The following is a 21026-nucleotide window of genomic DNA, read 5'->3' on the forward strand; positions in this document are numbered from 1 at the left end:
CGAGTCATGCCGGGCCGACCGACGCAGCGGCGCGCGATCGTGGGGGCTGAGAGACCTGTCCGATCACAACGGGATATTGCCGTGTTTCCGCGGCGGGTTCCGGTCGCGCTTCCCGGCCAGCATCTCGAGCGCCGAGATTAGGCGCGGCCGCGTCTCCCGCGGCTCGATCACGTCGTCGATGTAGCCGCGCGAGGCGGCGATGTACGGCGTCGCGAACTTCGCACGGTACTCCGCGGCGAGGCGCGCCCGCATTGCCTGCCGGTCGTCGGCCGTTTCGATCTCGCGGCGAAAGATGATGTCGATGGCCCCCTCCGGCCCCATCACGGCGATCTCCGCGGTCGGCCACGCGAGGTTGAGGTCGCCCCGGATGTGCTTGCTCGACATCACGTCATAGGCGCCGCCGTACGCCTTCCGGGTGATCACGGCGATCTTCGGCACCGTCGCCTCGCAGTACGCGTAGAGCAGCTTCGCCCCGTGCTTGATGATGCCGCCGTGCTCCTGGGCGGTGCCGGGCAGGAACCCCGGGACGTCCACGAAAGTGACGAGCGGGATGTTGAACGCGTCGCAGAACCGGACGAAGCGCGCGCCCTTCACCGAGCTGTTGATGTCCAGGGCCCCGGCCAGTACGGCCGGCTGCTGCGCGACCACGCCGACGGACCGCCCGCCCAGCCGCGCGAACCCCACCACGATGTTGGACGCGTACAGGGCGTGCACTTCGAGGAAATCGCCCCGGTCGACGATGCGCGTGATCACGTCCCGCATGTCGTACGGCCGGTTCGGGTCCGCCGGCACGATCGTGTCGAGCGCCGGGTCCATGCGGAGGGGGTCGTCGCCGGCTTCGGCGCGGGGGACCTCGTCCAGATTGTTCTGTGGCAGGAACGTGAGTAGCCGGCGGGCCAGCCCGAGCGCGTCTTCGTCGGAGTCCGCGACGAAGTGCGCGACGCCGCTGCGCGCGGCGTGCACCTCCGCGCCGCCGAGGTCCTCCAGCGTGACGTCCTCGCGGGTGACCGTCTTCACCACCTGCGGCCCCGTGACGAACATGTAGCTCGTCCCACGCACCATGATCGTGAAGTCCGTGATCGCCGGAGAGTAGACGGCGCCGCCCGCGCACGGCCCCATGATCGCGGAGATCTGCGGCACGACGCCGCTCGCCAGCGTGTTGCGGAGGAAGATTTCGGCGTAACCGCCGAGGCTCGCCACGCCTTCCTGGATGCGCGCGCCGCCCGAGTCGTTGAGCCCGATCACCGGCGCGCCGTTGCGCACCGCGAGGTCCATGATCTTGCAGATCTTCGCCGCGTGGGCTTCACCGAGCGACCCGCCGAGCACCGTGAAGTCCTGGGAGAAGACGTAGACGAGACGGCCGTTGGCGGCGCCGTAGCCGGTGACAACGCCGTCGCCCGGCGCGTCCACCTTGTCCATGCCGAACTCCGTGGTGCGGTGGGAGACGAAGCGGTCCAGCTCGACAAAGGTGCCCGGATCGAGAAACTCTGCGACGCGCTCGCGGGCCGTGAGCTTGCCGGCGTTGTGCTGCCGCGCGACGCGCTCAGCCCCGCCCCCCGCCTCGGTGCGGACGCGGCGCGCGCGCAGTTCCTCGAGGCGCCGGCCGTCCGGCTCCGACACCCCGCGACTCCCCTAGGCCTGCGCGGCCGCCTTGGACAGGACGCGAATCGAGATGATGGCGTGCTTGAAGAACAGCTCCAGGCCGTCCGGCGTCTCCACCAGGAGCGCGTAGGTGCCGGCGTCACGCACGATCGCCCGCGGCACTTCGTAGCCGTCGCGGCAGCGCAGGTGCACCGGCGTCCGGTCGGCGATAAGCGACCGGTAGAATCCGTCCTCCAACCCGGAGCCGCGCGTCGCGCGAACTGAAACGTCGGGCGTATCGTGCTGCAGGGTCATCGCCGGTTCCTCCCGTGTCCGCGGTGCTTGCATCGCGGCCCCCGGCCGCGCCGTCTCGCGCGGAGGGATTTGCGAACCGCTGCGGCCGCCGCCGGGTGTATCCACGCGATTGTGGCCGTCGCGCAAAGGCTCCAGATGCCGGGCCAGCGGGCGGACGGGCGCGATCCGCGAGATGCCGCCGTGTCCCGTCGCCCCCCCCGCCTCCGCCGCAGCGGCCTCTTCGTATTCGGGCCGGAGCGGGATCGGTTCCGCCGGCCGGCCCGGTGCCGGCTGCGCATTCGCGGGGACGGGCACGTCGGCCGCCGGCGGATCGGCCGGAGCGGAATCCAACAAGAAGTGTCGGATGGCTTCGAGCCGCTCGCGCCGGTGCATCGACTGGACCGGCTCCGGCGCTGAGACGGCGTGGAGCAGCCAGCGCGTCACGGCGTCGAGCGTAGCCGTAATGGCGGGCTCGGCCGTTTCGTCCGCCGCCGGTGGCGCCGTGTCCTCGAACGCCGTGCCGACAAACGTCTGCGCCTCAGGGGCCGAGGGCGCGCCGCGGGCCTGCAGCCCCATGGACAGCGCCACCAGCACGACCGGGCGGTCGAGAAACGTCACCGTCCCGACGCGCTCCAGCGCCAGGTCGGCGTGGGACACGTCCAGCGCCTCCCGCACGGCGGCGAGCGTCGCGGCCGCGAGCGCGCGCGGGCGATTGCCGCCGCCGCCGCGGCCCCTCGACTGGCCGGTCGCCGACCGCACGTCCGAGCCGCGCGTCCACTGCAGCTTGACCGTCACCGCAAGATCGGCCGCGGTCGCGGTTTCCTCGACGCGCATGACGCGGAAGCGCGGAATCTCCGCAGGCTGAACGCCGGCCCGGAGCTGCGTCACGCGCACGCGCCACTCGTCGACCGGGATGCCGAACCGCGACTGGAGGGCGGCCACGACGCCGTGGCGCAGACCCCGGCTGTCCAGGGCGCTCTCGGTCGTGACGTAAACGTACGAGACATCGCCGCCGGGACCGGTGAGCACACGGGCGGACGACACGCCGTCAAGCCCCTGGAGAAACCGCTCGATCTCGTCGGCGAAGATTTGGCGCGGCATTTGCCCGCCTATTCTCCCACCCCCGAAGCGGTCCCTCCCGTCTTCTCTCAGAACGTGGGCACCGCGGCGGGGCGGCGCAGGGGCGCGCCGATCATCAGGCCCTCCCCGCCGAGCGTCGCCACCCGCCGCCCGCCGATCAACAGCCGCACCGAGGAGACGTCCGGAAACTGCGTCGCGGTATAGACGACCTGCCAGACACGCGCCAGCATGCTGCTGGAGCCGCCGCCCTGCGCAAACGCGACGCCGAGGTCGACCGTCGCGACCCGGCCGCTGAGCGTGAGCGCTCGCAGCGCCGTGCCGGGGGGGATCTCACTCGTCAGGCCGTGCGACCGCTCGGCGCGCGACGGTCCGTCCAGCAGCGCCCGCACCGCTTCTGCGGCCAGCGCCGTGTCCGGCCCCCGGGGCACCCGCCGGCGCGCGGCGGCGAGCGTCTGCGAACGGCCGCCCGGCGCCGTCCGGACGAAGAACACCTGCACCTCCGTCTGCGGCGGGCCGGCCGCGGGGTGGCGCCCCGGCACCGGCACGCGCACGGCGCGCCCCACCAGGACCGCGGCCGCGATCAGCAGGGCGACGACAACGAGCCAGCCGAGCACCGGGCGTCCCCGGCGGCGGACGCCACGGCTCCTGCCGCGGCGAGGGTACTGCCGGCTCACGAGGGAGCCTCGTCGAGCAGCGCGAGAAATGCCGCCTCGTCGAGCACGCGCACGCCCGCCTTCCCGGCGCGCGCGAGCTTGGTGCCGGGCTCTTCACCGGCGACCAAGTAGTCGGTGTTCTTGCTCACGCTCTCCACAACGATACCGCCGAGGGCAGCCACGCGCGCCACGGCGTCCCGGCGGGACATCGCGGCGAGCGCCCCGGTGAAAACGAAGCTCTTGCCCGCGAGCGGGCCCGCGATCGCTGCTTCGGGCGGCGCCGGCTCGACGCCGACCTGCCGCAACTTGCGGACGAGCGCCTGCGACTGCTCCCGGGCGAAGAAGTCCGCGACGCTCTCCGCGATCGTCGGCCCGATCCCCGGCACGGCGGCGATCTCCTCCTTGGACGCGGCCGCCAGCGCTTCGAGCGTCCGGAATCGCGCCGCAAGCAGTTTCGCGACGTGTTCACCGACGTGCCGGATCCCAAGCGCGTAGATCAGGCGGTCGAGCGGTGGGCGGCGGCCGCCGTCGATCGCGGCGATCACGTTCTCGGCCGACTTGTCCGCCATCCGCTCGAGCGTCAGGATCTGGTCTTTGGTCAGACGGTAGAGGTCCGCGGGATCCTCGATCAGGCCGCGATCGAGCAGTTGCTGGAGGAGACGAGGCCCCACGCCGTCGATGTTCACGCCGCCGCGGGAACCGAAGTGGATCAAACGGTTCAGAACCTGCGCCGGGCAGATCGCCCCGCCGGTGCACCGCGCGACCGCCTCGCCGGGCCGCCGTTCGACCGGCGAGCCGCAGATCGGGCACACCGCCGGCATCTCGAACAGCCGCTCTTCGCCGGTCCGCTTTTCGGTCAGCACGCGGACGATCTCGGGGATCACCTCACCGGCGCGGCGCACGATCACCCGGTCGCCGATGCGCACGTCCTTGCGCCGCATCTCGTCCTCGTTGTGCAGACCCGCGCGCCGCACGACCACCCCGGACACCCGCACCGGATCGAGGTCCGCGACAGGCGTGAGCGCTCCGGTCCGTCCGACGCTCACGAAGACGTCGGCCACCCGCGTCTCGGCTTCTTCGGCGGGGAACTTGTAGGCAATCGCCCAGCGCGGCGCCTGGCTGGTCGCGCCGAGTTCGGCCTGCTGGTCGAGCGAGTCGACCTTGACAACCATGCCGTCCGTTCCGAACTCCAATGCCGCGCGCTTCACCTGCCACTCCGCGATGTATCGCAGGACGTCCTCGAGCGACTCGACCCGCCGGACGTGATCGCTGACCGGCATCCCGAGGCCCTTGGCCCAGCCGAGCGCTTCCATGTGTGTTCGAAATCGCGCGTCCGGGACGGCGCCCACCTGGTACACGAACAACCCCAACTGGCGCGACGCGGTGATCGTCGGGTCGAGTTGGCGCAGCGAGCCGGCCGCGGCGTTGCGCGCGTTCGCGAACAGCGGCTGGCCCGCGCGGGCGCGGTCCTCGTTCACGGCTTCGAGCGCGCGCGCCGGCAGATAGACTTCGCCCCGAAACTCGGCGAAGGCGGGCGGCGGAGCCTCGGCGTGTCGGAGGTGCTGGGGCACCACGGTCGCGAGGTTTGGAGTAATGTCCTCGCCCCGGACGCCGTCGCCTCTGGTGGCGCCGCGCACAAACGTGCCGCGCTCGTACACCAACGAGACGGCCGCGCCGTCCATCTTCAGCTCGCACACAAAGGCTATCCGTCCGTCGCCGAGCGCCGCGACGACGCGGCGGTGCCACGCCCGCACGTCGTCCTCGTCGAACGCGTTGGCGAGGCTCAACATGGGGTAGGGATGCCTGACCGCTTGGAACGTCGGCGACGGCGGGGCCCCGACCCGCTGGGTCGGCGAGTCCGGGGTGACGAGGTCGGGATGAGCCGCTTCGAGATCACGGAGTTCTTGGACGAGCGCGTCGTACGCCTCATCCGAGATCTCGGGGGTGTCCCGCTCGAAATACTGACGGCTATGGTGCCGGATCTGCTCGCGGAGCGTCTCGACCCGGTTCCTGACGTCCGGCGCTGCCCCGCGGGCGCGCGTCCGCTCTTGACGGGACTTTGTGGTCACAGGTCTGCCGTTTTCACCGTCCCGGTGACCTATGCGCTATCCACCGGCCATCGCCGGAACGATGGACACCTCCGCGCCGTCGGTGAGCGGCGTGCGCAGCCCGCCGAGGAACCGGATATCGCGCTCGTTCACGAAGATGTTGACGAACCGGAGCACTTCGCCCTTGTCGTCGATCAGCCGCGCCCGAATCCCCGGAAACTGCCGGTCGAGCTCGTCGATCGCCTGCCCCAGGTCGGCGGCGCCGACCTCGATCAGCCGCGCGCCGTTCGTCAGCTGGCGCAGCGGCGTCGGAATGCGTACGCGTACCGCCATGAGAGTGCTCCCTCCCCGATTACGCGGGCACCGCCTGCAGCACCCGCTCCTCGAACGACGCCAGCGTCGGCTTGATCCGCACCGCCGCCGCGAGCCGAGACTCGACGGCCTCGAACGCCTTCAGCCCGATGCCGCTGATGTACGCGACCACGGTCTCATCCGGGTCGATCGCGCCGGCGAGTGCGAGCTTCCGCAGCACGCCGACCGTGACACCGCCGGCCGGTTCCGTGAACAAACCCTCGGTCTCGGCGAGCAGCCGGATCGCCTCGACGGTTTCCTCGTCCGAGACGGCGGCGACCGCGCCGCCGGTCCGGCGCGCGATGTCGAGCACGTACGGTCCGTCGGCAGGATTGCCGATCGCGAGCGACTTAGCGAGCGTGTTCGGGATCACCGGCACCACGGTGTCCGTCTCCGCCTGGTACGCGGTCGCGACCGGTCCGCAACCCTCAGACTGCGCCGCGGTCATCCGCACCGTGTGCTGCGGGATCACGTCGAGCCGCTGAAATTCCTCGAAGCCTTTCTGGATCTTCACGAACATGTTGCCCGAGCCGATAGGCACGACGACGCGGTCCGGCGCCCGCCAGCCGAGCTGCTCGGCCACCTCGAATGCGAGTGTCTTGGCGCCTTCCGAGTAGTACGGCCGCATGTTGACGTTGGCGATCGCCCAGCGGTGCTCTTCCCCGATCTCGAGGCAGAGCCGGTTGACGTCGTCGTACGTCCCGTCAACCTCGACCAGCGTCGGGCGATAGACGGACGTCGTCACCACTTTCCCATGCTCGAGGCCGGTCGGAATGAAGACCACGGCCCGCAGTCCGGCCTTGGCCGCGTGCGCGGCGACCGCGTTCGCCAAGTTACCGGTGCTCGCGCAGGACACCACGGTGAAATCGAAGGTGCGCACCGCCGCCATCGCGCAGGCGACGACGCGATCCTTGAACGACCACGTCGGGTTGCGCGTGTCGTTCTTCAGGTACAGGTTGCGAAGCCCGAGGGCCCGGCCGAGCCGCTCGGCGTGGACGAGCGGGGTGTTTCCGGGAGCGAGGTCCCAAGCCGGCACACGTTGGACCGGAAGGAAGTCCTGGTACCGCCAGATCGACGCCGGACCGGACAGAATCCGCGTCCGCAGCGCCTCGCCGCTCAGCCCGCCGTGATCGTACTGTGCTTCGAGCGGACCGAAGCAGGCGTCACAGACGAAGATCGGATCGAGCGCGTACTTCCGGCCACACTCGCGACATGCCAGCTCGGTCACTCCCATTTCTCCCCTCCAATCTGGCTCAAACAAAAATCCCCCTCCAACTCCGAGGGGGATCTCTCCCTCTTATCTACCGGAATTGGATCTCCGCGGGATTTAGCACCACGCCAGGCGGGAAAACCTGGTAGGCTGCCGGGTGTCATCGGGCCCGTCCCTCGACCACTCTGGATAAGAGTTGCTATTCAGTTGTGTCGCTTACGTTAGCATACACACCCCGGGGTGTCAATCGGAATCGCCTGCCGGCGCCGCGCCGTGTCAAGCCGATGTTATACTGGCGGCGATGCACCCCGTGTTCTTCGAACTCGGCCCGCTGACGGTCCGGTGGTACGGCGTCATGATGGGCCTCGCGTTGTTTCTCTCCATCCCGATCACCGCGCACTTCGCCGCGCGGTTCGGCATCGACCGCGCCGTCGTCGACACCCTTGCCGTGCCGTTCCTCGCGACGCTCGTGGTCGGCGCCCGCGCCGGCTACGTCGTCACGCACCTCGGGGAGTTCGCCGGACGGCCGCTCGCGGCCGTCCTCCCGCCCTACGCCGGCTTGGCGTCCCACGGCTCGATCGCCGCCGGCCTCGTCTTTCTCGCGTGGTGGTGCCCGCGCCACCGCGTGCCGGTATGGCGGCTGCTCGACGCGATGGCGCCTGCGGTGCTGGTCGCGGTCGTCCTGGTCCGGTGGGGCAATTTCATGAACGGCGAACTCTTCGGCGCCCCGACGTCGCTGCCGTGGGGCGTCGCGGTGCCCGGGGTGCCCGGCGGGCCGCGCCATCCCCTGCCGCTCTACGAAATCGCGGGAACCCTCGTGATTCTCGGCGGCGCGCTTGCCGTCGCGCGGCGGCGGCCGTTCGACGGCGCCGCGTGGTGGTTCGCGATCGCGGCCTCGTCGGTGCTACGCTTTCTGCTCGATCTCCTCAGACCGGAAGACCGAACCCCGCTGTTCCTGACGCTCGGGCAGATCGCGGCGCTCGTCCTGCTCGGATGGGCGCTCCGGTTCTTGTGGGCCGGCCGGCATCGGGCATGCTCCCCGTCCGGAGCGAAGAGAATCATGTCCGCATCCCGTCCTCACCACGAGGTGCGCCGATGAACGCGACCGATCTGTGCTTCACGCCGGCGACGGAGCTCGCCGCCGCCATCCGCGCCAAGCATGTCTCTCCCACCGAAGTGGTCGAGGTGGTGCTCGACCGGATCGCGACGGTCAACCCGTCTATCAACGCGCTCGTGACCGTCACCGAAGACCAGGCCCGCGCCGCGGCCCGGGACGTCGAGGCGCGGCTCGCGCGCGGCGAGACGCTCGGCCCGCTCGCCGGCGTCCCCATCACGATCAAGGACCTTGTCATGGTGAAGGGCGTGCGCACGACGTGGGGCTCGCGCATCTTCGAGCGCTTCATCGCGCCTGAAGACGCGCCGTCGGTCGAACGCCTGCGGGCGGCGGGCGCGGTGATCGTCGGCATGACGAACTCACCAGAGTTCGGCTACAAGAGTACCACCGACAACCCGGTCTTCGGGGCGACGCGCAACCCCTGGAGCCTCGACCACACGCCGGGCGGCTCGACGGGCGGCGGCGCGGCGGCGGTGGCGGCCGGCGTGGGGCCCCTCACGATCGGCACCGACGCGGGCGGCTCGATCCGCATCCCGGCCAGCTGCTGCGGCATCGTAGGATTCAAGCCGACGCTCGGCCGCGTGCCGATGGCGCCGGTCTACGGCGGTCTCGAAACGCTGTCGCACGCCGGACCGATGACGCGCACCGTGCGCGACGCGGCCGTGATGATGTCCGTGATCGCCGGACCCGATCCGCGCGACCTGATGTCGCTCCCGGACGACGGCACGGACTGGGCCGGCGCCGCCGACGGCGGCCTGGCGAACGTCCGTGCCGGGTGGACGCCGGATTGGGGCTACGCCGCCGTCGACCCGGAGGTCCGGCGCATCACCGAATCGGCCGTGCGGGAGTTCGAGGACGCGGGAGTCCGCATCGAGAGTGCGTCGCCCCGCTTCTCCGACCCGTCGGAGGCGTTCGGCGCGCTGTTTCCGGCATCCGTCGCCGCGCGGCTCGTCGGCTATCTTCCGGAATGGCGTACGCGGATGGACCCGGGCCTCGTCCGGTACGTCGAGTTGGGCCAGCGGTCGAGCGCGGTCGAGTTCATCCAGGCCGCGAACGTCCGGCGGACGCTCAACGACGCGTTCCGCGAGTTCTTCCAGACCCACGAACTGCTGCTGACGCCCACGCTCGCCGCTCCGCCGCTGCCGCTGGGACGGCACACGTACGGGGAGATCGGCGGCAACCCCGTCGGCCCGCTCGGCTGGCTGGCGTTTACGTTCCCGATCAACATGATCGGCTATCCGGCGATCACCGTCCCGGCCGGATGGACGGCCTCGGGCCTGCCGGTAGGACTGCAGATCATCGGTCCGCGGTTCGCGGACGCGTCCGTCCTGCGCGCGGCCGCGGCGTACGAGGCGCGCCGGCCGTGGGCCGGCCGCCGGCCTCCCGTGGCGTAATGCGGGCGCGGCGCCGCGTCTCCCGCCGCACCCTGCTCGGCGCCGCGGCGGGCGTGTGCGCCGTGGCGGCGGCCGGCATGTGGCGCTGGCTCGACGAATCGCGAGGTCCCGGCTGGACGCCCTCGCTCGATGCGAGCGCGCCCGGGCCGCTCGGGGAGGGCACCGCCTCCACACTCGTGGCCGCCGCGCGGACGGTGATCGGCCGGGCGATCGAGCCGTCGCATTACGCGGAATACTTCCGGTGGCGCGCGGAGCATCTGCCGGGGTACCGGGCGCTGTACGAGCGCTTCGCGTCGCGCCTCGATCGCGACGCCCGGCGCGCGGCGCGCTGCCCGTTCGCAGCGTGCGGCACGTCCGATCGCGAACGGCTGCTGCGCCCCGCCTCACGCGCCCGCGCCCCGCGCTCGGCGCTCGACCTCGCCTGGATGGCGGCCGGAGGACGCGCCTGGGCCGCCTACGACCGCTTCGTCCTCGACGAAGCCCTGGCGCTCTTCGCGGACACCGACGCGTGGGTGCTATCTGGGTACGAAGGCTGGCCGGGGACGCCGCGCGGCCTCGACCGCTACCGCCGTGCCCCCCGCTGACCGCCCTTCCCTCACAATCGTCGGATCCGGGATCGCCGGCGCCTTGATCGCCTACCTGCTCACGGCGCAGGGGCGGCGTGTCGAGATCTTCGAACGCGGCCCCGCGTATCCGTATCCGCACACGCCGCAGTTCGAGGACCGCTTCCTCCACCGGTACGACAACCCCGCGTACCGCCTGCCTTCCGACCTGCAGGGCCTGACCGCCTCCGGCACCTACGGCGGCGACGTCGACCGGGAGCGCCACATGGTGGTGGGCGGCACCGCCACGCATTGGGCCGGGATCGCGCTGCGGATGATTCCGGAGGACTTCCGTACGAAAACGCTGTACGGCTTTGGAGACGACTGGCCGATCGGATACGACGACCTCGAGCCGTATTACAGCCGCGCCGAAGCGCTGCTCGGCGTGTCCGGGACCGACGCCGATAACCCGTTTGCGCCGAAGCGTTCGCGGCCGTATCCTTTGCCGCCGTTCGAACTGAGCTACGAAGACCGGAAGCTCGCCGCGCGGCTGGCGGCCGCCGGCATCGTCCTGCACACAACGCCGCAGGCCGCCACGCGGCTGGCGTACGGCGACCGGCCGGGCTGCCAGAACTTCGGCGCCTGCGACGTGTGCCCGATCGGCGTGCGCTATTCTCCGAACTACCATCTCGCCCGCGCGGTCGCGACCGGGCGCTGCACGGTTCACCGCGAGACGTCCGTGCGGCGGATCGCCACCGCGGACGGCGGACGCCGCGCGGCATCGCTGATCTACCGCGCCAACGGCGGGGACGGCGATCGCGAACACCGCGGGCCCGTCATCGTCCTCGCCGGAGGGGCGATCGAGAACGCGCGCCTCCTGCTGCTGTCGAGCCGCGACCGGTACCCCGACGGCGTGCCGCTCAGCGGCGTAGTCGGGCGCCGGCTGACGTTCCACCACTTGTGGAGCGGCAGCCTGCGCTACGCGGACCGGATGATGCCGGGCCGCCTCGGCCGGTGGACCGGACAGAGTCATCAGTTCCTCACACCGCCGTCCCGCGGCCGGCACGGCGCCGTGAAGGTCGAGTTTTCGGCGAACGTCGTGCCGTGGTCCGCCGACGCCGCGGCCGGCGCCGGCAGCGGCGACGAGATCCTCGACCGGTTCGCGCCGGTCACGGCGCTGCGCGACGTTACCCTGCACAGCGAGGCCGCGCCGGAAACGCGGCGGACCGTCACGCTCTCGTCCTCCGCCCGCGACCGGTTCGGCGACCCGTACGCGCACGTCCACTACGACCTGAGCGGCTTCGACGAAGCGACATACGCCTACGCGCGGGAGCTGTTCGACCGGTTTGCCAAAGCCACGGGGGCCGCCGGCGCGCAGCTGCGCGGGATCGAGACTTATTATTCGGGCGGCCACCACATGGGCACGTGCCGGATGGGCCTCGATCGCCGCGACAGCGCCGTGGACTCGTTCGGCGCGCTCCACGGGTGCCCCAACCTGTTCGTCGCCGGCAGCAGCATGTTCGTCGGTCCCGCCGCCGTCAACCCCACCCTCACGATCGCCGCGCTCGCGATCCGGACCGCCGACCGCCTGGCCCGCATGTTTTGATCAGACCCCCCGGAGATCGATGTGGCGCGCTTCTACGCGCAGCAACGCAAGCGAGTCGGTGGCCCGCAGACCCTCCTCGGTGCGCAGCGGCTCATCGGACGCCCGGCCGGCGGGCTCGACGACCTCCTGCTGCGCGGCAAGGATCCGGAACAGCCGCGCCGCCTCCCATGACGTGATCGCGCCCTGCTCGTAGGCGGACCACAGGTCCGCCACCGCGTCCGCTCCCGCCGGATGCGCGCTGCGCATCGCGTACCAAACGATCGCGGCCGAGCCCGCGAACATACCGCCCGCCACGAGCAGTCCCAGTTCCCAACCGGGGCCAAATAATTGTGGCCACATCGCTATCCCTCCCGCGTGTCGAGTACCGCCGCCAGGAAGCGTACGACGGGCGGACGCGGGCGGCTATGACCTGGGTCACTGACCGGGGACCCGGTTCGTGATATCCGTGGAGGCGACGGCGGACGGGGAGGCACGGAGATGATCGACCGGTACAGTGTGGAAAAGATCATCGACGGACACCGCGCAGACGCTGTGAAGGCAGCGGAGCAGGAACGGCTGACGTCGCAGCTGGCGGCCGCGCCGCCCACGCTCCGGCCGGCCGGGGGACGGGCGGCCGGAATACTCCGCGCGCTCGTATTCGCCGGCGGGCGGAGACCGGACGACACAGAGCAGATGGAAGGCTGCTAGACGATCTGCGCGCGCAGGCGCTCGACGTTGAGCAGGACGAGGCGGCCGCGTTCGTGACGGAGCAGTCCCTGGGCGGCGTACGAGCGCAGGCACTTGTTGATGCTTTCGCGGGTCGCGCCCACCATGCTGGCGAGATCGCCCTGGGTGAGGCGCGCGCCGATCGTTACCCCGCCGGGGCCAGGCTTGCCGCGCGTCTCGGCCAGCTCGATGAGAAGACGCGTCACGCGCGTCCGTACGTCGGAGAACGCCGCGTCGTGGACGAGGCGGTCGGTCCGCCGGAAGCGCCGGCTCAACGCCGCGAGCATGTTCACCGACACCGTCGGCACCTCGCGAAGAAACCGCAGAAAGTCCTCCCGCGCAAGCACCAGCATCTCGGTCGGCACGGTCGCGACCGCGTCCGCGGAACGCGGCTCTCCGTCGAGCAGCGCGAGCTCCCCAAAGAACTCGCCCGGCCCGAGCAGCGACAGCACCACCTCTTTGCCGTCCGACCCGCCGAGGAGAATCTTGACCTCACCGGTCTCGACAACATAGAGGGCCGTGCCGGGATCCCCCTCGCGGAACACCGGCTCACCGGCCCGGTAACGACGGGGCCGCAGGAGCGCAGCGACCTTCTCCAGCTCGGCGGGCGTCAGCTGGCTGAACAGCGGGCTGTGGCTCAGGAGGTCGCGCCGCGACATCGCCGCGGCTGTTCGACCTTCCGCGCACCGGTCCTGCCGGGCCCGACCCGCGCGCGGGTGCCTCGCATCGCCGGCGGCTCCGTTGAGGTTGTGGCGCGGTTCACAGCGCCGGCGTGAACGAGTTCATCGCAGCGCGCCTCTTCCGCGGGTAGGATGGCCACGTCAGATCAAAACGCACCGCCCAAACCGGGAGGAGGACACGCTAATGAAGATGCTTCGGAAGGCGCTCGGATTGTTCGTCGGGGGAAGCCTGCTCATCGCGGGAGCCGGGTTGTTCGTCGAGCACGATGGCCGGCTCGCCAGCGCGCCCGTCGTCGAGAAGGACAGCCGGCTTGCCAGCGCGCCCGTCGTCGAGAAGGACAGCCGGTTTGCCAGCGCGCCGATCGTCGAGAAGGACAGCCGGTTTGCCAACGCGCCGATCGTCGAGAAGGACAGCCGGCTCGGCTGAGCTACCCTGAGGCGCGGCGGTCCTCCCGCAGAGACATACCCCCAGCCCCGGGAGGGCCGCCCGCTTTCTTCGGCAATATCCATCGGCACGGCGGTCCTTCGACACCGGTGACGCGGGCGGAGGATCTCTTCGTTTCTCTCGGCGCGGGGGACTCGTTCGGGATCTCGTCACTCCGCGATGCTCTTCCGCACGAGCTCCGCGATATCCATCGGACGCCAGGAAGCTTCCTTGGCCGCCTTCGCTTCCTCGAGCATCATCATGCAGAATGGACACGCCGTCGCGACGACGTCCGCCCCGGTCTCGGCGACGTGGCCGCCGCGCACATGGTTAACGCGCTGTCCCACCCGCTCGTCCACCCAGTAGAGACCCCCGCCGGCCCCGCAGCAAAAGCCCTTCTCGCGGCACTGCGCCATCTCGACGAAGCGCGCTCCCGGCAGCGCTCCGAGGACCTCTCGCGGCGCTTCGTACTCGTTGTTGTGCCGGCCGAGATAGCACGGATCGTGGTAGGTAAGCGTGCCCTCGACCGCGGCCGCCGGCCGGAGACGTCCCTCGGCGACGAGGCGCGCCAGCAGCTGCGTCGAGTGGTATACCTCGTACGCCCCGCCGAACTGTGGGTACTCGTTCTTCAGCGTGTTGTAACAGTGCGGACAAACGGTGAGGATCTTGGACACACCGTGCCGGCGGAGGGTGTCGATGTTCTTCTGGGCGAGGGTCTGAAACAGATATTCGTTCCCCATCCGCCGCGCCGGATCTCCCGTACACTGCTCGGCGTCGCCGAGGATCGCGAAGTCGACCCCGCCCCGTCGCAGCAGGTCCGCGAGCGCCCGCAGAGCGCCGTGATTTCGCTCGTTGAACGCGGAGGCGCAGCCGACCCACAGCAGCCACTCCGGGCAAGGGCCGTCGCCGCTCAGGATCGGAAGGTCCAGCCCGTCCGCCCACGCCGTGCGCGTGATGGCCGCGCCGCGGAACGGCGTGCCCCGGATCTCGAGGCTGCGCATCGCTTCCTCGATCGTCTTGGGCGCCCGCGCCTGCTCCATCACGAGGTGCCGGCGCATCCCGACGATCTTGTCGATGTGGTCGTTAGTGGCCGGACACTCTTCGACGCACGCCCCGCAGGTGAGACACTGCCAGAGAAAGTCGTCCGAGAACACGCCGCCGACGAGCGCGCCGGCCGGTGCGTCTACGCCCCGTCCGCCTCTCCGCTCCAGCGTTTTTCGCAGGTCGGTATGGAGACGGCGGGGATCGAGCTCTTTGCCGGTGCAGTTGGCCGGGCAGACCTCAGTGCAGCGGCCGCACTCCATGCAGGCGAACGTGTCCAGCAGGTCCTTCCAGGTCAGGTGCTCGGGCGATGAGACGCCGACGACCTCGGCATGCTCGATATCGACCGGCTCGAGCGCGCCCCGCGGACGCGCCCGCCGCAGCAGGATGTTCGGAACAAGGGTCACTAGGTGCAGGTGCTTCCCATCCGGGATCAGTGTCAGGAAATACAGCACGATGAGCAGATGACCCCACAGCGCGGTCTCGTAGACGGCCCGGACCGCGGCCGGCGGCGCCGCGACGAAGAGCCGCGCGAGGAGGCTCGACAGCCAGGCACTCGGCCCCCACGCGGGCCGCTCGAGCGCGATCTGCGCGCCGCGCGACACGAGCAGCGTGATCATGATACCGGCGATCAGGGCCAGAATGAGGTAGGCCCCGTGCCGATCCTGCCCCTCCAGGCGCTTGATCCGAGCGCCCACCCTCGCCCACACGGCCATCGCGACGCCCGCCAAGACCAAGACGATGAAGAGATCCTGAACGGCGACCAGCAGCGGCAACCCCCCGACCCACGGCAGCGTCCAGCCCGGCGAGGCGGCCTCGCCCACGGCCTGGACGATCGTCGTCAGCAGCACGAGAAAACCCCAGAAGATGAACAGGTGCAGCAGACCGAACCACGGCCGCCGCAGCACCCGCCGGTGCAGAGCCACCTGCGCCACCAGATCGCGCAGCCGCGCGGGCAGCGGCGCCAGCGGCACGGGACCGCGTCCCCGCCGAATCAGCCGGTAGATCCGCCGAAGCTTGCCGGCGAAGACCGCACACGCAAGCAGAATGAGAACTGCTAGAACGACGGCGGGCGCACCCGTGGACATTCGGCGCTGTCGCTTCTACTTGAGCAGGGCGGCGGCCTGCTGTACCGCCGCCGTCAGGCGCGCCGGCACGATGCCGCAGAGCAGGACACCCGCGGCGGCGAGCACCAGGGCGGCGCCGGCGAACGCGCTGCGCTGCACCGCGACGTCCGCCGGCGCTTCGCCCGAAAAGGCGGTGTAGGCGACGCGCATGTAGTAGAAGACCGACACCACGCTGGTCAGCACGCCCACGACCGCGACCGCGGTCTGGCCCGCCCCAAGCGCCGCGCGGAACAGATACAGCTTCGCGATGAACCCGCCGGTCGGGGGAAACCCGGCGAGCGAGACGAAGCAGAGGGCGAGCGTCGACGCCGCCCAGGGCGCCCGGTCGGCCAGACCGGCCAGGTCCTCCAACCGGTCGGCTTCCTCGCCGCGCCGGTTTAGCAGCAGCAGGACGCCGAACGCCCCAAGATTCATCGCCCCGTACACCGCGAGGTAGAACAGCACCGCGCCCGTCCCGGCCGGGCCGCCCGCGGCCACGCCGATCAGCAGATAGCCCGCCTGCGCAACGCTCGAGTACGCCAGCAGACGCTTCAGGTTGGTCTGCGGCAGCGCCGCCAGGTTGCCGAGCACCATCGTGGCGATGGCGAGCGCCTGCAGCACCGGCGCCCAGGCCGGCGCGGCCTGGGGAAAGCCCTGTGGGAAGACGCGGATCAGCCCCCCAAACGCGCCCACCTTCGCCGCGACCGACATGAACGCGACGGCGGGCAGCGGCGCGCCCTCGTACACGTCCGGCGCCCAGCCGTGAAACGGCACGAGCGCGGCCTCGAAGCCGAGGCCGATTGTGAGCAGCGCGAGGCCGCCGCCGAGCAGCGGCGAGGGCGGCTGCGCGGCGAGCGCGCGCAGGTCGAGGGTGCCGGCCGCCCCGTACACGAGCGCCACCCCGTACACGAAGAACGCGGTCGCAAACGCGCCGAGAAGCAGGTACTTAAGCCCGGCTTCCTGTGAGCGCGGGCTGCGCCTGGCGATCGCGGCGAGCACGTAGAGCGGCAGACTGAGGACCTCGAGCCCGAGGAACAGCACGATGAGATTGCGGCTGGCGGCCATCAGCATCGCGCCGGTCGTGCTGAGCAGCAGGAGCGCGTAGTACTCGCCGGCCGGCAACCGCATCCGCCGCACGTAGCCATCGGCGAGCAAGGCGCCGACCGCGGCCGTGCCGAGCGCGATCATGTCGGCGAGCCGCGTGATCCCGTCGCGCACGTACATGCCGCCGAACGCCGCGACTTCACCCGCCGGCACGGGCGCCGCCGCAATCGCCGCCGCGCACACCCCGGCCAGCGCGAGCCACGCGGGCGCGGATCCCCGGCGCTCCGCCTCGAGCGCGCTGCCGGTGGTCCACGAATCTTGAAGAAGTACCACGCAGGCGGTCAGGACGAGAATCGCCTCCGGCGACGCCGCGAAGAGGTCGGTCCAGGTCACGGCCGCGCCGCCACCTTCCGCCGCGCCGCCCCGGACACCGGCGCGCCGTGGTCCACCGAGGCGCGGGCCGGCTCGGGAACGACGACGGCCGGCGGTTTGAGAAGCGCCCGCACCGTCGCTTCGCTGCGATCGAGCAACGGACCGGGAGTCCAGCCGACCCAAAAGATCAGCGCGACGAGCGGCGCGAGCACCGCGTATTCACGCGGCCGGAGATCCGGCAGCCCGCGCAGATCTGGCCGCAGCGGTCCGTGGAAGATCCGGCCCACGAACGCGAGCAGGTAGGCGGCGGCGAGCACCACCCCCGCCGTGGCCGGCACCGCCTGCAGCGGATGCGTCTGGAACGCGCCAAGCAGAATCAAAAACTCGCCCACGAATCCGTTGGTGCCCGGCAGCGCGAGGGAGGACGCGACGACGATGAGCGTCGCGGCCGCCAACGCCGGCGTCGCGGCCGCCAGCCCGCCGTAGGCGTCCGTGCGCCCCTGCCCCGTCCGGCCGATCAGCATCCCCGCCACCACGAACAGCGCGCCGGTGCTGACGCCGTGGTTGACCATCTGCAGCACGCTGCCCTGCACGGACTGGATGTCGAGCGCGAAGATGCCGAGCAGAATGAACCCCATGTGGCTGAGGCTGCCGTAGGCCAGGAGCCGCCGCAGATCACCCTGCGCCCAGGCCACCGCGGCGCCGTACAAGATCCCCACGACCGCGAGCGACGCGAACAGCGGCCCCCACGCGCGCGCGGCGTCGGGAAACAGCGGCAGGCAGAACCGCAGCAGCCCGTAGGCCCCGGCCTTGGCCATCACCCCCGCGAGCAGCACCGTCACCACGGGCGGGGCTTCCGCGTAGGCATCGGGCAGCCACGTGTGCAGGGGCCAGACGGGCATCTTGATGGCGAACGCGACCGCGAACGCGCCGAACAGCAGCGCCTCCGTGGCCGGCGGCCAGTTGAGCGGTCGCGCGGCCAGCGCCGGCAGGTCGAACGTCGGCGTGCCGAGGACGCGTCCCCCCTGCAGGTAGACGGCGATGATCGCGAGCAGCATCAGCGCGCTGCCCGCCATCGTGTAGATGAGGAACTTGATCGCCGCCCTCCGACGCGCGGGCCCGCCCCAGAGCGCAATCAGGAAGTACATCGGGATCAGCATCGCTTCCCAGAACACGTAGAACAATACGAGGTCCTGCGCAAGAAACGTCCCGAGCAGGCCTGCCTCGAGCAGCAGCAGCGTGAGCACGAACCGATTGCTGCGGTCCGGGACCTGATCCGCGGAGGCGACGAGAGTCACCGGCACCAGCAGGGCGACGAGCGCGGTGAGGCTGACCGACAGACCGTCCACCCCGAGGTGATAGTTGATCCCGGCGGCCGGCACCCACGCGACGCGCTCTTCGAATTGCAGCCCGGCGTGGCCCGGGCGGAACGCGGCCCAAACCCATGCCGCGGCCAGAAACGCGAGGATCGACGCGACGAGCCCGACGGCGCGTGCCGCCCCCGGCCGGCGCGAAGGGACGAAGGCCACCGCGGCCGCGCCCGCTACCGGGAGCGCGATCAGCAGGCTCAGCACGCTGCCGCTCACGGCCGCAACATCCAATACGCGAGAATGATCAGCGCCCCGATCAGGACGAAGGCGGCGTACTGCCGCAGGTAGCCGCTCTGCAGCCGGCGGAGGGCGCCGCCGGCCGATCCGACCGCCGCGGCGATCCCGAGGACGACGCGGTCGATCACGCCGCGGTCGAACGCCGCCGCCCACGGCGCGAGCGCCCTCGACGGCGCGACGACGGCGGCGTCGTAGAGATCTTCGATGAAGAAGCGACGGACGAGGAGCGTCCCGAGCAGCGGCGCCCGCCCGCGAATCGCGCCGCGGGCATAGACGAGCCATCCCAGGACGACGCCGGCCGCGGCGACGGCCACGGACGCGAGGAGGAGCATCCTCTGCGCGGCGCCGGATTCCGGCGCCGCCCCACCGCCCGCCGGTCCCCGCGCGCCGGCCTCGAGCGCCGGCCGCAACCACGGTGCAAGCCGGATGACGTATTCGAGCACGACGCCCATGACGACGGAGAGAAAAAGCAGCGCCGCGACCGGCCACCACATTACCGGCGGCGCTTCGTGAACCGCGTCTCGGTCGTGGGCGGCGGCGGGCCGCCCGGCAAACGTGAGCGCGTAAGCCCGGGTGATATAGAATCCTGTGAGCCCCGCCGTAAAGAGGCCGACGCCCCACAGCCAAACGTGTCCGGCCGAGAACACCTCGCCGAGGATCTGCTCCTTGCTGAAGAACCCGGCGAGCGGCGGGATGCCCGCGAGCGCGAGCGCGCCGGCGCCGAACGCCGCCGCGGTCCTCGGCAGCCGGCGGGCAAGGCCGCCCATCCTGCGCATGTCGGTCTCGCCGCCGAGCGCGTGCATCACCGCGCCGGCGGCCAGGAAGAGCAGCGCTTTGAAGAAGGCGTGCGTCATGAGGTGGAAGATCCCCGCGGCCCACGCGGCGACGCCGACCGCGAGGAACATGTACCCGAGCTGGCTGATCGTCGAGTACGCCAGCACGCGTTTCAGGTCGGGCTCCACGAGCGCCGCGGACGCGGCGAAGATCGCGGTCACGGCGCCGGTGACGGCCACGACGTCGAGCGCGAACGGCGCGCGCAGGTACAGGGCGTGCAGCCGCACGATCATGAACACGCCGGCCGTCACCATCGTCGCGGCGTGGATGAGGGCGCTGACCGGCGTCGGGCCCTCCATCGCGTCGGGAAGCCAGACGTACAGCGGCAGCTGCGCGGACTTGCCGACCGCGCCGAGGAACAGCAGCAGCGCGATCGCGGTGGCGGCGCCCCCGCCGAGCGGCAGCCGGGCCGCAGCCTCGCGCGTGATCACGGTGAAGTCGAGCGTGCCGAAGACGGCGAACGCGGCGAAGATCCCGAGAAGGAAGCCCACGTCGCCGAGGCGGGTGACGACAAACGCCTTGACGCCGGCGCGGGCCGCCGCGGGCCGTTCGAACCAGAACGCGATCAGCAAGTAGCTGCAGAGACCGACGCCTTCCCACCCGATGAACATGACGGCAAGGTTGCCGGCCAGCACGAGCAGCAGCATCGCGGCCATGAAGAGATTCATGTACGCGAAATAGCGCGCAAACCCGGCGTCGCCCGCCATGTACCCGATCGAATAGACGTGGATCAGCGCGCCGACGCCGGCGACGAGGCGAGCCATCGCCGCGGACAGCGGATCGGCGAGCAGGCGGAACGGAATGGTGAGCGGGCCGGCGGCGATCCACCGGTACAGGTCGACCTGGACCGTCCGCGCGCCCGGCGGCAGCGCCGCGAGGCGCTCGAACAGCATGATCGCCGCCGCGAACGATGCGATGACCGTCGCGGACCCGAACCAACCCGCGGCCCGGGCCGGCCACCGGGCGCCCCACAGGCCGAGGACTACCCAGCCGGCGAGCGGCAGCGCGGGGATCAGCGCGGCAATGAGGGCGAGCGAGTTCATCCGCGCAACGCGGCCTCGGCGTCGACGTCGACGGTCTCGCGGGACCGGAAGACGTCCACGATGATGGCGAGCCCCACCACCACCTCGGCGGCCGCGACCACGAGCACGAAGAACACGAGCACCTGCCCGTCGACCGAGCCGCGCAGCCGCGCGAAGGTGACCAGCGTGAGGTTGACCGCGTTCAGCATCAGCTCGATCGACATGAACACAATCAGCGCGGAGCGGCGCACCAGCACGCCCGCGGCGCCGGCGGCGAACAAGACCGCGCTGAGCGCGAGGTAGTACGGCGCCGGCACG

Annotated in this window: 19 protein-coding genes and 1 riboswitch; of the genes, 6 read left to right on the forward strand and 13 right to left on the reverse strand. The window is 71.1% G+C overall.

Going from position 1 to position 21026, the window contains the following annotated elements:
* Window positions 1-63: 63 nt before the first annotated feature.
* The 6 genes from VFL28_02300 to thrC are packed head-to-tail and all read right to left on the reverse strand — an operon-like array spanning window position 64 to window position 7241.
* Complete coding sequence (locus VFL28_02300) at window positions 64-1620, reverse strand: carboxyl transferase domain-containing protein (protein ID HET7263472.1); 1557 nt, start codon at window positions 1618-1620, stop codon at window positions 64-66.
* A 12-nt stretch (window positions 1621-1632) separates the two neighbouring features.
* A complete protein-coding gene (locus VFL28_02305; protein HET7263473.1) occupies window positions 1633-2976 on the reverse strand; it encodes a hypothetical protein in 1344 nt (447 codons plus the stop codon).
* 47 nt (window positions 2977-3023) lie between these two features.
* Window positions 3024-3629: a GerMN domain-containing protein gene (locus VFL28_02310; GenBank protein HET7263474.1), complete on the reverse strand. Its 606-nt coding sequence runs from the start codon at window positions 3627-3629 to the stop codon at window positions 3024-3026.
* A complete protein-coding gene (ligA, locus tag VFL28_02315) occupies window positions 3626-5677 on the reverse strand; it encodes an NAD-dependent DNA ligase LigA (GenBank protein HET7263475.1) in 2052 nt (683 codons plus the stop codon). The genes VFL28_02310 and ligA overlap by 4 nt, the downstream gene beginning before the upstream one ends.
* Window positions 5678-5713: 36 nt before the next feature.
* Window positions 5714-5989: a MoaD/ThiS family protein gene (locus tag VFL28_02320; GenBank protein HET7263476.1), complete on the reverse strand. Its 276-nt coding sequence runs from the start codon at window positions 5987-5989 to the stop codon at window positions 5714-5716.
* A gap of 19 nt (window positions 5990-6008) precedes the next feature.
* Window positions 6009-7241: a threonine synthase gene (gene thrC / locus VFL28_02325; protein HET7263477.1), complete on the reverse strand. Its 1233-nt coding sequence runs from the start codon at window positions 7239-7241 to the stop codon at window positions 6009-6011.
* A gap of 60 nt (window positions 7242-7301) precedes the next feature.
* A riboswitch (SAM riboswitch) is annotated at window positions 7302-7413 on the reverse strand.
* Between the two features lie 114 nt (window positions 7414-7527).
* Here thrC and VFL28_02330 point away from each other — a divergent pair.
* Genes VFL28_02330 through VFL28_02345 form a run of 4 tightly spaced genes read left to right on the forward strand, consistent with a single transcriptional unit; the run spans window position 7528 to window position 11873 of the window.
* Window positions 7528-8316, forward strand: a complete 789-nt coding sequence (locus VFL28_02330) for a prolipoprotein diacylglyceryl transferase (protein ID HET7263478.1) — start codon at window positions 7528-7530, stop codon at window positions 8314-8316.
* A complete protein-coding gene (locus VFL28_02335) occupies window positions 8313-9725 on the forward strand; it encodes an amidase family protein (protein HET7263479.1) in 1413 nt (470 codons plus the stop codon). The genes VFL28_02330 and VFL28_02335 overlap by 4 nt, the downstream gene beginning before the upstream one ends.
* The gene (locus tag VFL28_02340) at window positions 9725-10309 is read left to right on the forward strand and encodes a hypothetical protein (GenBank protein ID HET7263480.1); all 585 of its coding nucleotides are present in this window, start codon (window positions 9725-9727) and stop codon (window positions 10307-10309) included. Before VFL28_02335 ends, VFL28_02340 begins: the two co-directional genes overlap by 1 nt.
* Entirely contained in the window at window positions 10296-11873 is a 1578-nt protein-coding gene (locus VFL28_02345) for a GMC family oxidoreductase (GenBank protein ID HET7263481.1), read from the forward strand. Before VFL28_02340 ends, VFL28_02345 begins: the two co-directional genes overlap by 14 nt.
* Here VFL28_02345 and VFL28_02350 read toward each other — a convergent pair whose 3' ends face one another.
* Window positions 11874-12212 (reverse strand): hypothetical protein, encoded by a 339-nt coding sequence (locus VFL28_02350; GenBank protein HET7263482.1) that lies wholly within the window; start codon window positions 12210-12212, stop codon window positions 11874-11876.
* A 138-nt stretch (window positions 12213-12350) separates the two neighbouring features.
* Between VFL28_02350 and VFL28_02355 the strand changes: the two genes are divergently transcribed.
* A complete protein-coding gene (locus VFL28_02355) occupies window positions 12351-12560 on the forward strand; it encodes a hypothetical protein (protein HET7263483.1) in 210 nt (69 codons plus the stop codon).
* Here the strand turns inward: VFL28_02355 and VFL28_02360 are convergent.
* Window positions 12557-13237, reverse strand: a complete 681-nt coding sequence (locus tag VFL28_02360) for a Crp/Fnr family transcriptional regulator (protein HET7263484.1) — start codon at window positions 13235-13237, stop codon at window positions 12557-12559. The two genes, VFL28_02355 and VFL28_02360, sit on opposite strands and share 4 nt — an antisense overlap.
* A gap of 205 nt (window positions 13238-13442) precedes the next feature.
* On the opposite strand from VFL28_02360, the gene VFL28_02365 reads away from it, so the two are divergent.
* Complete coding sequence (locus VFL28_02365) at window positions 13443-13685, forward strand: hypothetical protein (protein HET7263485.1); 243 nt, start codon at window positions 13443-13445, stop codon at window positions 13683-13685.
* A 167-nt stretch (window positions 13686-13852) separates the two neighbouring features.
* Here the strand turns inward: VFL28_02365 and VFL28_02370 are convergent, their stop codons facing one another.
* From VFL28_02370 to nuoK, 5 genes are read right to left on the reverse strand one after another with little or no spacing between them, the layout of a single operon-like run.
* Window positions 13853-15811, reverse strand: coding sequence for a (Fe-S)-binding protein (locus VFL28_02370; GenBank protein ID HET7263486.1), 1959 nt, complete (start codon window positions 15809-15811; stop codon window positions 13853-13855).
* 15 nt (window positions 15812-15826) lie between these two features.
* On the reverse strand, window positions 15827-17266 hold the full coding sequence (locus VFL28_02375; protein ID HET7263487.1) for an NADH-quinone oxidoreductase subunit N: 1440 nt from the start codon (window positions 17264-17266) through the stop codon (window positions 15827-15829).
* Window positions 17263-18831 (reverse strand): NADH-quinone oxidoreductase subunit M, encoded by a 1569-nt coding sequence (locus VFL28_02380; protein HET7263488.1) that lies wholly within the window; start codon window positions 18829-18831, stop codon window positions 17263-17265. Before VFL28_02380 ends, VFL28_02375 begins: the two co-directional genes overlap by 4 nt.
* Window positions 18828-20729: an NADH-quinone oxidoreductase subunit L gene (gene nuoL, locus VFL28_02385; GenBank protein HET7263489.1), complete on the reverse strand. Its 1902-nt coding sequence runs from the start codon at window positions 20727-20729 to the stop codon at window positions 18828-18830. Before nuoL ends, VFL28_02380 begins: the two co-directional genes overlap by 4 nt.
* Window positions 20726-21025, reverse strand: a complete 300-nt coding sequence (gene nuoK, locus VFL28_02390; protein HET7263490.1) for an NADH-quinone oxidoreductase subunit NuoK — start codon at window positions 21023-21025, stop codon at window positions 20726-20728. Before nuoK ends, nuoL begins: the two co-directional genes overlap by 4 nt.
* Between the last annotated feature and the right edge of the window lies 1 nt (window position 21026).

The organism is bacterium (genome assembly GCA_035691305.1).
Classification (GTDB): Bacteria; Sysuimicrobiota; Sysuimicrobiia; order Sysuimicrobiales; family Segetimicrobiaceae; genus DASSJF01.

What these genes read in the sequence shown, in the direction of transcription:
- VFL28_02365 (HET7263485.1), top strand. Translation starts at nt 13,443, where the DNA reads ATGAAGATGCTTCGGAAGGCGCTCGGATTGTTCGTCGGGGGAAGCCTG.
- VFL28_02370 (HET7263486.1), bottom strand. Translation starts at nt 15,811, where the DNA reads ATGTCCACGGGTGCGCCCGCCGTCGTTCTAGCAGTTCTCATTCTGCTT.
- VFL28_02340 (HET7263480.1), top strand. Translation starts at nt 9,725, where the DNA reads ATGCGGGCGCGGCGCCGCGTCTCCCGCCGCACCCTGCTCGGCGCCGCG.
- VFL28_02335 (HET7263479.1), top strand. Translation starts at nt 8,313, where the DNA reads ATGAACGCGACCGATCTGTGCTTCACGCCGGCGACGGAGCTCGCCGCC.
- VFL28_02360 (HET7263484.1), bottom strand. Translation starts at nt 13,237, where the DNA reads ATGTCGCGGCGCGACCTCCTGAGCCACAGCCCGCTGTTCAGCCAGCTG.
- nuoL (HET7263489.1), bottom strand. Translation starts at nt 20,729, where the DNA reads ATGAACTCGCTCGCCCTCATTGCCGCGCTGATCCCCGCGCTGCCGCTC.
- thrC (HET7263477.1), bottom strand. Translation starts at nt 7,241, where the DNA reads ATGGGAGTGACCGAGCTGGCATGTCGCGAGTGTGGCCGGAAGTACGCG.
- VFL28_02305 (HET7263473.1), bottom strand. Translation starts at nt 2,976, where the DNA reads ATGCCGCGCCAAATCTTCGCCGACGAGATCGAGCGGTTTCTCCAGGGG.
- VFL28_02320 (HET7263476.1), bottom strand. Translation starts at nt 5,989, where the DNA reads ATGGCGGTACGCGTACGCATTCCGACGCCGCTGCGCCAGCTGACGAAC.
- VFL28_02350 (HET7263482.1), bottom strand. Translation starts at nt 12,212, where the DNA reads ATGTGGCCACAATTATTTGGCCCCGGTTGGGAACTGGGACTGCTCGTG.
- VFL28_02355 (HET7263483.1), top strand. Translation starts at nt 12,351, where the DNA reads ATGATCGACCGGTACAGTGTGGAAAAGATCATCGACGGACACCGCGCA.